The sequence below is a fragment of the Chitinophaga sp. H8 genome (assembly GCF_040567655.1).
Taxonomy (GTDB): Bacteria; Bacteroidota; Bacteroidia; order Chitinophagales; family Chitinophagaceae; genus Chitinophaga; species Chitinophaga defluvii.
The window spans coordinates 1,629,626-1,643,802 of the sequence record NZ_JBEXAC010000002.1; the positions used below are offsets into that span (position 1 = coordinate 1,629,626).

At 46.4% G+C, this 14,177-nt stretch carries 14 protein-coding genes; 7 read left to right on the forward strand and 7 right to left on the reverse strand.

Annotation, left to right across the window (positions count from 1 at the left end; translation table 11 throughout):
• The first annotated feature begins 8 nt into the window (after positions 1-8).
• Positions 9-1,094 (forward strand): ThiF family adenylyltransferase, encoded by a 1,086-nt coding sequence (locus ABR189_RS20515; protein ID WP_354662347.1) that lies wholly within the window; start codon positions 9-11, stop codon positions 1,092-1,094.
• A gap of 70 nt (positions 1,095-1,164) precedes the next feature.
• A complete protein-coding gene (locus ABR189_RS20520) occupies positions 1,165-1,908 on the forward strand; it encodes a sulfite exporter TauE/SafE family protein (protein WP_354662348.1) in 744 nt (247 codons plus the stop codon).
• 122 nt (positions 1,909-2,030) lie between these two features.
• On the opposite strand, the gene moaA is transcribed toward ABR189_RS20520, so the two are convergent.
• Entirely contained in the window at positions 2,031-3,014 is a 984-nt protein-coding gene (gene moaA / locus ABR189_RS20525) for a GTP 3',8-cyclase MoaA (RefSeq protein WP_354662349.1), read from the reverse strand.
• Positions 3,014-3,385, reverse strand: coding sequence for a DUF7009 family protein (locus ABR189_RS20530; RefSeq protein ID WP_354662350.1), 372 nt, complete (start codon positions 3,383-3,385; stop codon positions 3,014-3,016). Before ABR189_RS20530 ends, moaA begins: the two co-directional genes overlap by 1 nt.
• A gap of 97 nt (positions 3,386-3,482) precedes the next feature.
• On the opposite strand from ABR189_RS20530, the gene moaD reads away from it, so the two are divergent.
• Positions 3,483-3,716 (forward strand): molybdopterin converting factor subunit 1, encoded by a 234-nt coding sequence (gene moaD / locus ABR189_RS20535; protein ID WP_354662351.1) that lies wholly within the window; start codon positions 3,483-3,485, stop codon positions 3,714-3,716.
• 19 nt (positions 3,717-3,735) lie between these two features.
• Entirely contained in the window at positions 3,736-4,152 is a 417-nt protein-coding gene (locus tag ABR189_RS20540) for a molybdenum cofactor biosynthesis protein MoaE (RefSeq protein ID WP_354662352.1), read from the forward strand.
• Here ABR189_RS20540 and ABR189_RS20545 read toward each other — a convergent pair.
• Positions 4,094-4,741: an NTP transferase domain-containing protein gene (locus ABR189_RS20545; protein ID WP_354662353.1), complete on the reverse strand. Its 648-nt coding sequence runs from the start codon at positions 4,739-4,741 to the stop codon at positions 4,094-4,096. The genes ABR189_RS20540 and ABR189_RS20545 overlap by 59 nt on opposite strands.
• Positions 4,725-5,213, reverse strand: coding sequence for a cyclic pyranopterin monophosphate synthase MoaC (gene moaC / locus ABR189_RS20550; RefSeq protein WP_354662354.1), 489 nt, complete (start codon positions 5,211-5,213; stop codon positions 4,725-4,727). Before moaC ends, ABR189_RS20545 begins: the two co-directional genes overlap by 17 nt.
• A 153-nt stretch (positions 5,214-5,366) precedes the next feature.
• Between moaC and ABR189_RS20555 the strand changes: the two genes are divergently transcribed.
• The 3 genes from ABR189_RS20555 to ABR189_RS20565 all read left to right on the forward strand — a co-directional run bounded on the left by ABR189_RS20555 (position 5,367) and on the right by ABR189_RS20565 (position 9,492).
• On the forward strand, positions 5,367-6,575 hold the full coding sequence (locus tag ABR189_RS20555) for a molybdopterin molybdotransferase MoeA (protein ID WP_354662355.1): 1,209 nt from the start codon (positions 5,367-5,369) through the stop codon (positions 6,573-6,575).
• 48 nt (positions 6,576-6,623) lie between these two features.
• Positions 6,624-8,072 carry a DUF1800 domain-containing protein gene (locus tag ABR189_RS20560; RefSeq protein WP_354662356.1) on the forward strand — a complete coding sequence of 483 codons (1,449 nt, stop codon included), beginning with the start codon at positions 6,624-6,626 and terminating at the stop codon, positions 8,070-8,072.
• 220 nt (positions 8,073-8,292) lie between these two features.
• The gene (locus ABR189_RS20565; RefSeq protein ID WP_354662357.1) at positions 8,293-9,492 is read left to right on the forward strand and encodes a DUF1501 domain-containing protein; all 1,200 of its coding nucleotides are present in this window, start codon (positions 8,293-8,295) and stop codon (positions 9,490-9,492) included.
• Positions 9,493-9,498: 6 nt separating this feature from the next.
• Here the strand turns inward: ABR189_RS20565 and ABR189_RS20570 are convergent, their stop codons facing one another.
• From ABR189_RS20570 to ABR189_RS20580, 3 genes are all read right to left on the reverse strand, one after another.
• Entirely contained in the window at positions 9,499-9,999 is a 501-nt protein-coding gene (locus tag ABR189_RS20570; RefSeq protein ID WP_354662358.1) for a hypothetical protein, read from the reverse strand.
• A 187-nt stretch (positions 10,000-10,186) separates the two neighbouring features.
• Positions 10,187-12,238, reverse strand: a complete 2,052-nt coding sequence (locus ABR189_RS20575) for an OPT family oligopeptide transporter (RefSeq protein ID WP_354662359.1) — start codon at positions 12,236-12,238, stop codon at positions 10,187-10,189.
• 141 nt (positions 12,239-12,379) lie between these two features.
• Entirely contained in the window at positions 12,380-14,068 is a 1,689-nt protein-coding gene (locus tag ABR189_RS20580; protein WP_354662360.1) for a peptide MFS transporter, read from the reverse strand.
• Between the last annotated feature and the right edge of the window lie 109 nt (positions 14,069-14,177).

Below are 14,177 nucleotides of genomic sequence, written 5' to 3' on the forward strand. Positions count from 1 at the left end.
AGAAGTGTATGGAACGATATGACCGGCAGCTAAAGCTGGAAGGATTTGGCAAAGAAAAGCAACAGCTACTGGTGGATGCGAGAGTGTTGGTAATAGGTGCAGGAGGACTGGGAGTACCTGTGTTGCAATATATAACGGCAATGGGCATAGGATATATTGGTGTAGTAGAGCATGATACGATTGCTATTACCAATCTTCAACGGCAAGTGCTGTATACCACTGGTGACGAAGGAAAATCAAAAGTACACATCGCCGTAAGCCGCCTGCAGCAATTGAATCCCGAAATCGAGTTTACCACATATGATACTTTCCTTACACCGGAAAATGCATTGGCAGTCATCCGTGATTATGATGTCGTGGTAGATTGCTCTGACAACTTCGGTACCCGTTATCTGGTAAATGATGCCTGCGTAATACTGCAAAAGCCATTCATTTATGGGGCTATCTATAAATACGAAGGACAGGTAAGTGTGTTTAACTATAAAGGAAGTGCTACTTACCGCTGTTTGTTTCCGGAACCTCCATTGGCAGGTGATATGCTGAACTGTAGTGCGATAGGGGTTTTAGGTGTATTGCCAGGTATAGTTGGATGTTACCAGGCTAATGAAGTAGTAAAAGTAATTACAGGCATTGGTACACCGCTAAGCAACCAGCTATTAACGATAGATACGCTCCATAATGTACATCATACTTTCACGGTCAATCCCGTTCCGGGTAATCACGCTATCCGGACACTGCAGGAAAACTATGGGCAGGATGTGTGTGAAGTGACCGGTGTGCAGAGCATTTCTGTAGAAGAATTGCAGCTCTGGTTGGACACGGGAAAAGATTTCCGGTTTGTAGATGTGAGAGAAGCGCATGAATGGGATATCTGTCATATTCCGCAGGCAGTACATATTCCTATGCGTAAGGTAATGGATGTGATGGAACTGGCACCACGCCAGCAGCCGGTAGCGTTGTTGTGCCATCATGGGATGCGCAGCAGGGCGGTAGCGCAACAGTTGGTAGCAGCTGGGTTTACAAAGGTATATAATGTAGAAGGGGGCATTCATGCATGGGCGCATGAGATCGATGATCAGATGGACACCTACTGATCCGTGCGTGGCTGTGGCTGTTCCCGCATAGTGATGCCGGATAATTTACATCAGAAAGCTTACTTAAACGATGATCCTGGAACTCTGTATATTTTTCTTCTTCGTAGCGCTGGTATACTCTTCTGCCGGATTTGGCGGAGGCTCCAGTTACCTGGCATTGATGGCATTATGGGGTATTGATTTTCAGTTGATGAAATCTACTGCATTACTTTGCAACGTTGCCGTGGTAGCAGGTGGGGTATATCACTTTTATAAGAACGGGCATCTGCCTTTAAAGAAAGCCTGGCAACTCAGTCTGGTAAGTGTTCCCCTCGCTTTTGTAGGAAGTTACCTGCCCTTAAAACAGCAAACCTTTTTTTTACTACTGGGTGTTGCGCTAACGCTGGCAGCAGTGTTTATGTGTTACCGCCTGTTTTTTGAAAAGTCATATACCGTCAAAGAAGCGGGTAGCGAACATCCGGTCAGATATGGTATTATTGGTGGGGCAATAGGCCTGCTTTCAGGTATGACAGGCATTGGAGGTGGTATTTACCTGGCACCCGTGCTGCGATTGGGGAAGTACGACACGGCTAAAAACATCGCTGGCTTAAGCAGTTGCTTTATTCTTGTTAACTCCTTATCCGGCCTGTTAGGACAGGCAGCAAAACGGGAAATCATTTTCCAACCAGCTTTTGCTGGTCCATTGTTATTGTCCGTCATCATCGGCGGACAACTAGGCGCCCGCTTAAGTGCTGCTGTACTAAAACCCCGTTGGGTAGAAGCCGCTACTGCGGTGTTGATATTATACGCCGGCGTGCGGATGCTGGCGAGATAGCTATTGGCTTTTAGCCTTTAACTACTTGCAGTATGTTGTTTAAATACCTAAAAGCGATTAGCCAACAACTAAAAACAAAACATAATACCTAAAAGCTAACTGCTAAGAGCTAAAAACTCTTTTTACCCCCCTATTACAGACATGCTTTCCATTTTGCTATGGTGATTATGTGCCGCAGCTTCAAAGCCATTGGCAAAACGTTGATGAATGGCCGTTTGTATTTGCAATAGCAGATCAGCATCGTTCATACCCTGGCGCATCAGATCTCTTACATTCAGGGCATCTTGTCCATACAGGCAGGTTTTAAGGCCACCGGTAGGGGTTACCCGGATGCGGTTGCAGGTTCCGCAGAAGGTGCGGCTGAAGGCAGGGATCACACCAATACTTCCCAGGTGCCCGGGAATATGGTAGTTCAATGCAGTAGCATAGGGAGGATCGGGTATTTTATGAAGTGTATATTTTGTGCGGAGTGTGTCCAGTATTTTTTCATAGTTCCATATAATGCCGGAGAAACTATTCCCTTGTCCATTAAAAGGCATTTCTTCTATGAACCTTACTGCAACAGGGTATTGCTGGGTAAGTGCTGCAAAATCAAGTAGCTCATCGGTATTCACTTGTTGCATCACCACCGTATTTATTTTCACCTGCATATTATGTTTTACCAGGCTTTCCAGTGTTTGCATCACTGTGATAAATTCATTGCGGTGCGTAATGCGTTCAAATTTCTTTTCCTGTAGTGTATCCAGACTTAGATTGATATGCCGGATGCCCATGTCCTGCAGCTGAGGAATGAAAGATTGCGTGAGTACACCATTGGTGGTAATGGCGATGTTTTCTATACCAGGTAAAGCGGATAGTTTATAAAGTAATTGCAACAGATCCTGGCGGAGAAAAGGTTCACCGCCGGTAATACGGATTTTATTTATACCTGCTGTACTTAAGAGCTGCATCAGACGTACTATCTCTTCAAAAGTAAGCAGCGCCGCTCTTTTCATGAAATGCATGTTTTCCGGCATGCAATAGTTACACCGCAGGTTGCAGCGGTCTGTTACTGCAATTCTGATGTAGTTGATCGTCCGGTTATGTGCATCTGTGAGCATGTGCATTAGCAGGATTCGCCAGCTAGTGGATTGTCGAACGCCTGGCTATCGTCTTCATCACGTTCGGTTAAACATTTAAAGTCTTTCTCTACCAGAATCTTTAATATGGAGCCATCCGGATTAGGAAGCTCCAGGTTAAATCCTACCTGATCGGTGGTAGTCCATTGGGTGATCTGGAGAAGGGGAACAGATAAATGAACGCCATTATTTTCCATCCTGATAGCAGACTCCGGAATTTCCCTGGCGCGGATGCAGAAATGAAGTGCATGATCACCTATATGGGTCATCTCCTCTACTTTGTTGAGCTCCTGCAATACTTCGATATCAGTTTTGTCGAGCCGGTAGCGGATACTATTACCTTTTATCCTGATTTTCATGACGCCATTTTTAGTTCCTGGTGATATTAAAGTTACTAATTTTCCTGCTTTGTGGCTTCCATATTGTAATTTTAAGTAATCACCAGCAACGTCATAAATGAAAGTATTGTTATTTGGGATTGTTAAAGACATTGTTACCGCACCGGTTATTACGGTGACGGAAGATATCACTACCGTAGGTGATCTGAAACATTGGCTGTTCCGGCAGTACCCTGCCCTGCAAAATCTGCGTTCATTAATGATAGCAGTCAACAGTGCCTATGCCGGTAACGAGCAGGTATTGATACCTGGAGATGAAGTAGCCGTGATTCCGCCGGTAAGCGGAGGGTGATAATCTAAAAAAAACAGATATGGAGGAGCTTATAAAAATAGATACGGAGATTGAGGTGGAAGAGGCCGTCAGTTTTGTACAGTCGCCGGATTGTGGAGGTATTGTCACCTTCATTGGTACCGTACGCAATGAAACACAGCAAAAAAAAGTAACACGGCTCTTCTTTGAATGTTATGCTCCTATGGCCCTCTCCGAGATGCGTAAAATAGCACAACAGGCAGCTCAGCAATGGGGCGTAAAAAAGATAGCGCTATTGCATGCTACAGGTGATAAATACCCCGGTGATACCGTGGTGGTGATTGCAGTGGCGGCTCCCCATCGAAAGGCTGCTTTTGAAGCTTGTTCTTATGCAATTGATACATTAAAGGAAACTGTACCTATCTGGAAGAAGGAGTATTTTGAGGATGGGGCGGTATGGGTGGCGGCGCATCCGTAAGCTGTTGCAGCGCTTCCTGCATTTCAGCTGGTGTATTCGCATTAAATTGTTCCATCACATTCACATTTTCCAATACCAGTACATCACATCCCAATAAAGTTTTCCGGGGACAGTTTTTACCTGTTGCAAAGTTTTGTTGCAATACTGCTAATGCAGCAGGTTCCCAGATAGCGATTAAAGGTTCGGGAGAATTATTGAAATGAGAATTAAAGGAAGTGGCTGCTTTTAGTGGATTGCGCGCCTGGAGTAAAGCGGCCAGACTCTGCCGGCTGATCAATGGCAGATCGCAGGCCAATACCAGCCATGCAACATCCGGTTGGGCAGCATGTGCACTTAACAATCCGGCTGATGGGCCTGCTCCGTCAACACTGTCTGTAATGATATGCGGATACTCCCGGAATTGCGCTGCCTGCTCCTGCCGGCAGGATAAATATACTTCCGGCACAAATTCCTGTAATAACTGTAGCAGATATTGCCAATGCGGTTGCCCATGATAAGCCAGCTGGCTTTTATCCTGTTGCATACGGGTGCTTTTACCGCCACATAATATCAATCCTTTTAAACGGGCCTGTTTATTGTCCGAAATCATGTTTCCCTCCGCTTTTACTGATCAGTTTTGTTTGCCGGATGATCATGTCATGTGTAAATGCTTTACACATGTCGTAGATGGTTAATGCCGCTATGCTGGCGCCGGTAAGGGCTTCCATTTCTACTCCCGTTTTGCCGGTCGTTTTAACAGTACACCGGATAACAGCTTCTTCCTGCTCCAGGGTAATGTGTACCTGGCAGTTATCGAGCAGTAAAGTATGGCACAAAGGAATCAGGTCCGGTGTTTTTTTAGCTGCCATAATCCCTGCAATGATGGCCGTCTGAAATACGGCGCCCTTTTTTGTGACAATATCATCACCGGCAAACTGTGAGCGTACTACCGGTGGCAAAAATACCCGGCTTTCTGCCACGGCTACACGTACAGTAGCCGCCTTATCTCCTACATCTACCATAGCGGGCTGATGCGACTGGTCAAGGTGGGTAAATCCGGAAGTGCTGATATCATTTTGCATAAAGGAATTAATTTACTGATCACTGAAAGCAGGCACATATATCTCCTCCGCTGAACAGGGACCACCAGATCAAAGGCAGCATTTACTTTCTTACCTACCGGTTAATTCGTAATTTGTAATGGATTCTCCCTGTTCAATGCAAAAATAGTTTAAATGATGCTGAATGTAACTGCTGCTTTTTCTGCTGTCATGAATACGGTGCGTGATTTTGGTACAGAACAGGTACCTTTTGATACTGCAGTAGGGCGTGTATTGCGGGAAACCATTTACGCCGACCGCCCCTTCCCGCCGTTCAACCGGGTAATGATGGATGGTATAGCGATCAGTTATGACAGTTTTGCGAAAGGACAACTCATTTTTGGGGTGGAGGATATGCAGGCGGCAGGTATGTCCCGTAAACAGCTGGGAAATACCGCCAATTGTATGGAAGTGATGACAGGAGCTGTATTGCCGGAGCTGACAGATACTGTCATCCCTTATGAGCATTTGCATGAAGATGAACACGAAGGCTTTCGCCGGTTTACCATTGAAAAAGAAGTACGCCAGGGACAAAATATCCACCTGCTGGGTTCGGATGCGCCGGCAGGGAAAGCGCTGATAACAGCGGGTACACAGATAGGTGCTGCAGAGATAGCCGTATTGGCTACTGTAGGACATGCACTGGTAACAGTCAGCAAACGGCCCCGGGTAGTGGTCATTGCTACAGGCGACGAGCTGGTACCGGTTACTACGGTGCCGGAAGCGCACCAGATACGGTTATCCAATTTATATAGCATAGGGGCTGCTTTACAAGGCCTGGGGATTACTGCACAATATTTACACCTGGCGGATAATGCAGGGGCGATGGAAACGCATCTGCAGGAATTACTGCGGGATACAGATGTATGGATCTGCTCTGGTGCAGTTTCTGCTGGCAAATATGATCATCTGCCACAGGTATTACATCAACTGGGTATGCGGCAGATCTTTCATAAAGTACAACAGAGACCGGGAAAACCTTTCCTGTTTGGTGTTTTCGAAAAAGGACCGGCTGTATTTGCATTACCGGGTAATCCTGTATCCGGATTTATGTGCTATTACCGTTACGTACAGCCCTGGCTGCAGGCAGGAATGAGGCAAAATGCTGCGCCGCCACTATACGCCCTGCTTGGGGAAGATGTATTGTTTGATAAACCTTTGGAATATTATTTGCCTGTAAAGCTACAGAGCCTGCCTTCCGGGCAATGGGAAGCATTACCCCAAACGTATCATGGCTCCGGCGACCTGGCAGGATTGTTGTTGGCTGATGCTTTTATGGCCCTGCCGGCAGAGCAGGAGATATTTAAGAAAGGAAGTAGTTTCCCCGTATGGCGATTCCGGTAGTATTAAACCTCTGCGGTTATTCATAGTCTTACTTGAAATTTATTGCGTATGCCTTTCATAGAGGAACAATTACAAGCGCAACATCTTGCCTGGAGGGCTGGTTTTGGCGAAAACCTGCCGGTAGTTACTGCCTGGGAAAAGAAACGGCGCAAGGTAGTTGTAGATAAGGTGCTGATAGGAGGCTCGAAAAGTACCCCTGAATCCATAAAGGTGATCGATGAAACAGACCTGCCCGACTATAGAAAACTGAAAGGCATGACCCGCGAAGAAAAGCGGATGGTGCAGCAAATGAACAATCAGGGGATCAAAGACCTCAACCTGGCCTGGATCAATGTCATGGTAAAAGGAGCACATGCCTTACGCGAAAAGATGAGCTTATTCTGGCACGGACATTTTGCATGCCGCACCAATAATGTACTATTTGCACAACAACTGATTACCGATATCCGGGAACATGCGCTGGGCAAACTGAGCGATCTGCTGACAGTAGTATCCAAAAGCCCCGCCATGCTACAGTTCCTCAATAATCAACAAAACAGAAAACAACATCCCAACGAAAATTTCGCCCGCGAAGTCATGGAGCTGTTTACCCTGGGCAGAGGCAACTACACAGAAACAGATGTGAAAGAAGCGGCAAGGGCATTCACCGGATGGGGATATGATGAAATGGGGAACTTCCGCTTCCGCGAAAAACTACATGACACCGGTGAAAAGACATTCCTCGGAAAACAAGGCAGATATACAGGGGATGACATCCTTAAAATACTGCTGGAACAGCCACAAACGGCCCGCTTCATTACTGAAAAGATTTACCGGTATTTTGTAAGTGATACGTTGGATGAAAATAGAATTCACACACTGGCAGATAAATTTTATAATTCAGGCTATGATATCAGATCCCTGATGCGTGAAATCTTTATGTCCGACTGGTTTTACGATCCGCAATATATCGGCAACCGTATTAAATCTCCGGTAGAATTACTGGTAGGCATCCGTAAAACGATCCCAATGGATTTTGAGCAGGAGGAAGTGATGTTGTTATTCCAGCGCGTACTCGGACAAACATTATTTTATCCGCCTAATGTGGCTGGCTGGCCCGGTGGACGTAGCTGGATAGACAGCTCCAGCCTGATGTTCCGTATGCGTGTACCCCAGGTGGTATTATACTTGCAGACGTTCGATGTAAGGGCTAAAGAAATTACACCCGAAATGGGGGATGGTGGTAATTATAAAATGATGCTGCAGGTGAATGATTTTTTGAAAAGACAATATGCGAGGAAAGTAAATGCACGCATCAACTGGGAACCTTATCTGCAAGGCTATGCAGCTATTCCCCGTGAAAAGCTGGCTACTGAAATAGCAGGGGCATTATTGCAGAAGAATACCGGGATCAGTAAAAGCCTGTTGGAGAAATATGCAGATAGTACCAGTAGGGAAAATTATATCAAGACAGTAACAATAGATGTGATGAGCACACCGGAGTACCAGCTGTGTTAACAGTTGTTAGCTTTTAGCTGAATGCAGCGAATAATTGATAAAGTAAAAGAGAACAGCTAACAATAACAGCTCAAACAACAATAAGTAATCCACTCGCTGCATTGAGCTAAAAGCTAATAGCCAACAGCTAACAATAACAGCTCAAACAACAATAGGTAATCCACTCGCTGCATTGAGCTAAAAGCTAAAAGCTAATAGCCAACAGCTAAAAAAAACAGCCATGTTAATCAACAGACGTCGTTTCTTACAGGTGGGTTCCCTGGCATCCGCTGCGGTGATGATGCCCAGGTTTTTGAAGGCACTGGAAAGGGGCCATCTGGTACCTCCTGGTAATAAAGTATTGGTGATCTTACAGCTTTCCGGCGGGAATGATGGGCTTAACACCATTATTCCTTACCGTAATGATATCTATTACAGGATGCGCCCGGATCTGGGCCTGAAAAGAGAAAAGGCGTTATCATTAAATGATGAGCTGGGGATTCATCCCGCGTTAACGGGTCTGAAAGCCTTGTATGATGATGGCATGCTGGGCGTGTTGAATAATGTAGGGTATCCTAATCCTGACCGTTCGCACTTCCGGTCTATGGACATCTGGCATACCGGCAGTGCTGCAAAGGATTATTGGAGTGATGGTTGGGTAGGCCGTTACCTGGATGCACAATGCAGTGGTTGTGATAAACGTGCACAGGCACTGGAGATAGATGATACACTAAGCCTGGCATTGAAAGGAGAAACCGCTAAGGGCCTGGCCCTTACAGACCCTAACCGCTTATTTGGTACCAGTAATGATAAGTACTTCCGGGAACTTTTACAGCAGCATCAGGAGGATGGTGGGCATAGTCATGCCGACTACCTGTACAAAACAATGGGAGAAACAATGGCCTCTGCGGCCTATATTCAACAGCAGTCCAGGCTGTATAAAACAAAAGAAACCTATCCTAATACAGAGCTGGGCCGTAATATGAAAACAATTGCCAACCTTATTATGTCCGATATCAGTACCAAAGTGTATTATGTATCGCATGGCAGTTTTGATACACACGTGGGACAACAGGGACAACAGGAAAGATTGTTTCACCAGCTGGATGAGGCGGTCACCGCTTTTACGCAGGACCTGAAAAAGAACAATCGTTTCCAGGATGTGGTATTGATGACTTTTTCTGAATTTGGCAGAAGGGTAGGCCAGAATGCCAGTGGTGGCACCGATCATGGTACTGCAAATAATATGTTCCTGGTGGGTGGAGGATTGCAACAAAAAGGGATCCTGAATGAAGGACCTGACCTGGCTGATTTGCAGGATGGGGATCTGAAATACACAGTAGACTTTAAGAGCGTGTATGCCACCTTGCTACACAAATGGCTGAATGCGGATGACCAGCTGATACTCAAAGCACAGTACCCGCATTTATCTTTTATCTGATACTGATTACAGCTGTTTATACACTGCCCGGAATGAGCCGTTAGACACTACTCTGGGGGTGGCACTGCCATACAGGTCGCTCAGAATACCTGTAAAAGTACCTTCCACAACATTACCATTAACATTGAGAATCTGCAGTGCAAAGATCCCTGTATTTTCACTGGCACCAATTACAGAAAGTCCTCCGTTGAAAGTGATGGTCATGGAATTACCCTGTGTGCTTTCATAAAATCCCGGCTGCAATATATTCGTAGGGGATACCAGGCTGAAAGCAATCTGATCACCACGATTGCTGGTGCCGGTAATCAGCAGGGTAGGATAATCATTATCCGGGTTGTTATCCGTTGTATTGGGCACGGTAAGGATCCCGGCGGGGTTTTCAGACAGGTAAATAACGCTGTCAAGCTTAAAGGAAATGAATTTTCTGGGCGGTCCTGCTTTTTCTTCCTGACAAGCGGAACTAAAAAAAAGACAGGCACCTAACAATGTAGATAGAAAGATGCGCATAGGTTATTATGTAATAAAATGAATGCTAATTAACGGTAAAGATATTAAAACTATTGTGGTACAAAAAAAGGCCTGCTGAAAAGTCCCCCCCATATCCGGAGGAAAAGCAGGCCGGACAACGTTCATACGTTCCCGGCTACTGCTTATTTACTTTTTGGCAGGCCTTCCTATGAAAATGAAGGATCAGTTATACTTTTCTGGCTGTTCTGTAGAGTACCCATCCCATAAAGGCAAAGAACGCAGTGCCCAACAGATAGTAGCCACCATGGCCCAAGGCGCCATTAAGGGCTGGTTCCATGTTCAATTTGGCCAATATAGCCGCGGTGCCGTCAAAACCAGCTAAAATGGCAATGATCACCCCTGCTACAGCCCCTCCTGCTACTAAACCGGTGGCAAACAGGTTGCCTTTCCCCAGCTCATCTTCTTCAGCCGTGGTAGTGATGTTTTCCTTTTTCTTCTTGTTATCTATCAATCCACGGATAGCGCCACCCACGAAAATAGGCAGCGTGGTGGATAATGGCAGGTACGCACCTACTGCAAAAGACAGGGACTTGATACCGCACAATTCCATGGTGATAGACAGAAACACACCTACCAGCACAAATTGCCAGTCGAGGTTAAAGGACAGGATACCTTTAGCAAGCGTCGCCATCAGAGTGCCCTGCGGTGCAGGATAGTATACGCTGCCAATAGCATGCTCTGTTACGCCATTAGCAATCATTACCGCCGTGGGCTTATCCAGGAACTTTACCGTCAGTCCTATCACGATAGAAGAAACAATCGCTCCTATAAACAGCGCAATTTGCTGGAATTTAGGGGTGGCGCCTACTATATAACCGGATTTGAGGTCCTGGGAAGTAGCCCCCGCGTTGGCGGCTGCAATACAGATCATCCCGCCCACTACCAGTGCCATGGGTTCATATACCTTACCGGTCCAGCCTACAGCTATAAATACCAGACAGGTACCCATCAGTGTGGCAATGGTCATACCGGAAATCGGGTTGTTGGAAGAGCCGATAAGCCCTACTATACGGCTGGATACCGTTACGAAGAAGGCGCCAAAAATTACCACCAGCAAACCTACCAGCAATTTATTACCAATGCTGTCGCCTGGTAGCTGTGGCAGGAATGCCATGAGTAAGATAAGTGCCAGACTGCCAAAACCCACTACTTTAATACTCAGATCCCTTTCAGTTCTTGGTACTTCCCTGGAAGAGGCCTGTTTTTCACCGGATTTATTACCACCCAGGGAACCCAGACTGCCTTTGAAAGTAGATATAATGGTGGGGATCGTTTTGATCAGGGTGATGAAACCTCCTGCGGCTACTGCACCTGCACCTATCTGACGCACATAGGCGTAATAGATGGCAACGGAATAGTCGGCAAAAGTGCGGGTAACAGGGTCCCAGCGGCCTTGCCCGCCTGGTGTGCTTAAATCAGCCAGGTACCCCAGCTTCACCAGCTGGGTGGCTATTGTTTCACCAGGTACCAGGGTGGCGAGCAAAGGAATCAGCCCTAACCAGGATAATACACCACCGGCTACCAGTACACCGGCAATTTTAGGACCGATGATATAACCTACCCCCATATACTCCGGAGTGATCTCACCGCTTACCTTGGCAGAAGGGAAAAACTTGTTCACCTGTTGCGTCATATGAGCTGGCGCTTCTGCGATCACGTGCAGGATCTTTTGCAGTATGGCATACGCAAAGGCAAAGCCTAACCCGTAAAAGGCTGTTTTGGCAAAGTCGCCTCCTTTCTCTCCTGCTTTCAGTACATCCCCGCAGGCAGTGCCCTCCGGGTAAGGCAGGGTATCGTGCTCATTTACGATCAATGCCTTCCGCAACGGGATCATCATCAGGGTGCCCAATACACCTCCAAAAATGGCCAGGGTAAGGATCGTGATGTAATTAAAGAACTGTGCACCATCTCCATCCGTCAGAAACAGAAAGCCAGGGAGCGTGAATACCACACCGGCGGCAATGGATTCACCGGCAGACCCCGTAGTTTGAATAATATTGTTTTCTAAAATGGTAGTCTTGAAAAATTTACGCCCCAGGGTAATCGCAATCACCGCAATAGGGATAGAGGCAGAAACAGTCAACCCTGCCTTGAGGGCCAGGTATACAGTGGCTGCGCCAAAGATGATACCAAAGATACAGCCCAGTAGAATGGACTTCAGCGTAAATTCCTTCATTGACACTTCGGGTGGAACAAAGGGCTTGAAATTTTCTGCCATAAGAGGTTGGATATAGATTAAGTTGAATAAATATAGGTGAATAATTGGATATGCTGTAACCGCAGGAAGTGAACCTATATAAAATGCAAAAGGAGAAAAGAGGTGGAATGCCTGCTTTCTCCTTTTACACCGGAACCCGGATTAGTAGGACCCCGTCTTTTCTTTTACTACTTTGGCAATCCACTTGCCAATCATTAACATAACTACACCGGCAACGGCTGCGGCAATAGTCAGGATCATGAAGTAAGTCTTTTTGTCGATAAAACTATCCCAGAAGGTAGCCATTAAACCAGCTATCTTTCCTGCGATAGAGTTAACCAGGTACCATCCTCCCATCATTAACGCGGTAACGCGCGGCGGGGAAAGCTTGGATACCATCGACAAGCCAATAGGGCTTACCAATATCTCTCCAATCGTAAATATCGCGTAAGTGGCAATGAGCCAGGACATGGCGCTTTTCTCCACGTATACATCGGTCATGGCCACTGCCATTACCATCAGCAGAGAGGAAAAACCAGCCATAAAGATACCCAGGGCTATCTTGGTAGGGGTATTGGGTTCCTTGCCTCTTACGGCCAGCCAGCTGAATAAACCTACCATCATCATCGAAAACACCACAATAAAGAAGGGGTTGATCGACTGGAATATTTCTGTAGAAAGCAGGTGAAGGGTGCCGCTTTCGGGAATCTGATCTTTGGACAGGTTCTGGAAATAAGGATCAGGTCCCTGTACCTGCACCGTTTTGCCGGAGGCATCTGTAATGGCGCGGAAATGCTCGTCGATCTGAGTGACCGTATGCGGCTCCATAGTCACCGTTTGCAGCATCCCTAATGGTTGAGCGGCCTTTTCCATTGCCGGCGACATCTGGCGGTTGGTATACTGGTCGGCCCAGATAGTCAGCCCCGTACTGTTCTGGTTGTAAATCACCCAGAATACAATGGCCACGGCAAAGAATGCCAGCAAGGCGCCCAGGCCACGCTTGTCTTCTTTGGCGGCGGTGGTATATAAGCGAATGTAGAAGATCACAATGGGCACGCAGGCAAACATGAAGGCATCATTTGAACGGGTGCCAAACAGGGTATGACCCAGGACAGGCGCTACAAAGTAACCAATCCCAGCAGCAATAATGGCCGGCAGGAATACAGAACTGAGGATCGTGCCAATAGGCATATCTTCTTTCGAAGGTGTTTTTTTGATATCTCCCTCTGCTACCACTTTCATGCGCGACATGAAAATGATCAGACCTACCACCATACCTACGCCGGCAGCAGCAAATGCATATCCCCAGCCATAGTGGTTGCGGAGATAAGCTGCTACGAAATTGCAGATAAAGGCCCCGATGTTTACGCCCATATAAAAGATATTGTACGCCACATCTTTTTTAGGCTTCAGGTCAGGACGGTTGTAAATGTTACCCAGCAAAGTACCAATGTTGGGCTTAAAGAACCCGTTACCAATAATAATCAGGCCCAGGGAAATATACATGGCCATATCACCTGGAAAGGCTAGCCCGAAATAACCCGCGGCAAGCAAGGCCCCCCCGATAACAATGGCCCGCCGATATCCCAGATACCGGTCGGCCAGTAAACCTCCAATAAAAGGGGATAAATATACCAGGGCAATATAAGATCCTACCAGATCAGCTGCCTTGGTATTATCAAAACCTTTTCCTCCGTTAATAGAAGGATCAATCAGGTACAGGAAAAAAATGCCTATCATCAGATAGTAACCGAAGCGCTCCCACATCTCCGTAAAGAACAACACATATAGGCCAGGATGGTGCTTCTTGGCCGGTGCGATTACTGGCTGCTCATCAGCAGTTTGACTCATAAATGGTTAGTTTTAGATGTTGTTGTTGGTGTTAGTTAGTCTTTTGCGATGCGGCAAGTTAAATAAATTCGGGTTTTTATCTGAAAAAATGATGTATTTGGCTATTTTT

Coding starts and splice junctions, on each gene's coding strand:
- ABR189_RS20565 (WP_354662357.1), top strand. CDS start 8,293: ATGTTAATCAACAGACGTCGTTTCTTACAGGTGGGTTCCCTGGCATCC.
- moaA (WP_354662349.1), bottom strand. CDS start 3,014: ATGCACATGCTCACAGATGCACATAACCGGACGATCAACTACATCAGA.
- ABR189_RS20575 (WP_354662359.1), bottom strand. CDS start 12,238: ATGGCAGAAAATTTCAAGCCCTTTGTTCCACCCGAAGTGTCAATGAAG.
- ABR189_RS20530 (WP_354662350.1), bottom strand. CDS start 3,385: ATGAAAATCAGGATAAAAGGTAATAGTATCCGCTACCGGCTCGACAAA.
- ABR189_RS20555 (WP_354662355.1), top strand. CDS start 5,367: ATGATGCTGAATGTAACTGCTGCTTTTTCTGCTGTCATGAATACGGTG.
- ABR189_RS20580 (WP_354662360.1), bottom strand. CDS start 14,068: ATGAGTCAAACTGCTGATGAGCAGCCAGTAATCGCACCGGCCAAGAAG.
- ABR189_RS20520 (WP_354662348.1), top strand. CDS start 1,165: ATGATCCTGGAACTCTGTATATTTTTCTTCTTCGTAGCGCTGGTATAC.
- ABR189_RS20515 (WP_354662347.1), top strand. CDS start 9: ATGGAACGATATGACCGGCAGCTAAAGCTGGAAGGATTTGGCAAAGAA.
- moaD (WP_354662351.1), top strand. CDS start 3,483: ATGAAAGTATTGTTATTTGGGATTGTTAAAGACATTGTTACCGCACCG.
- moaC (WP_354662354.1), bottom strand. CDS start 5,213: ATGCAAAATGATATCAGCACTTCCGGATTTACCCACCTTGACCAGTCG.
- ABR189_RS20545 (WP_354662353.1), bottom strand. CDS start 4,741: ATGATTTCGGACAATAAACAGGCCCGTTTAAAAGGATTGATATTATGT.
- ABR189_RS20560 (WP_354662356.1), top strand. CDS start 6,624: ATGCCTTTCATAGAGGAACAATTACAAGCGCAACATCTTGCCTGGAGG.
- ABR189_RS20570 (WP_354662358.1), bottom strand. CDS start 9,999: ATGCGCATCTTTCTATCTACATTGTTAGGTGCCTGTCTTTTTTTTAGT.
- ABR189_RS20540 (WP_354662352.1), top strand. CDS start 3,736: ATGGAGGAGCTTATAAAAATAGATACGGAGATTGAGGTGGAAGAGGCC.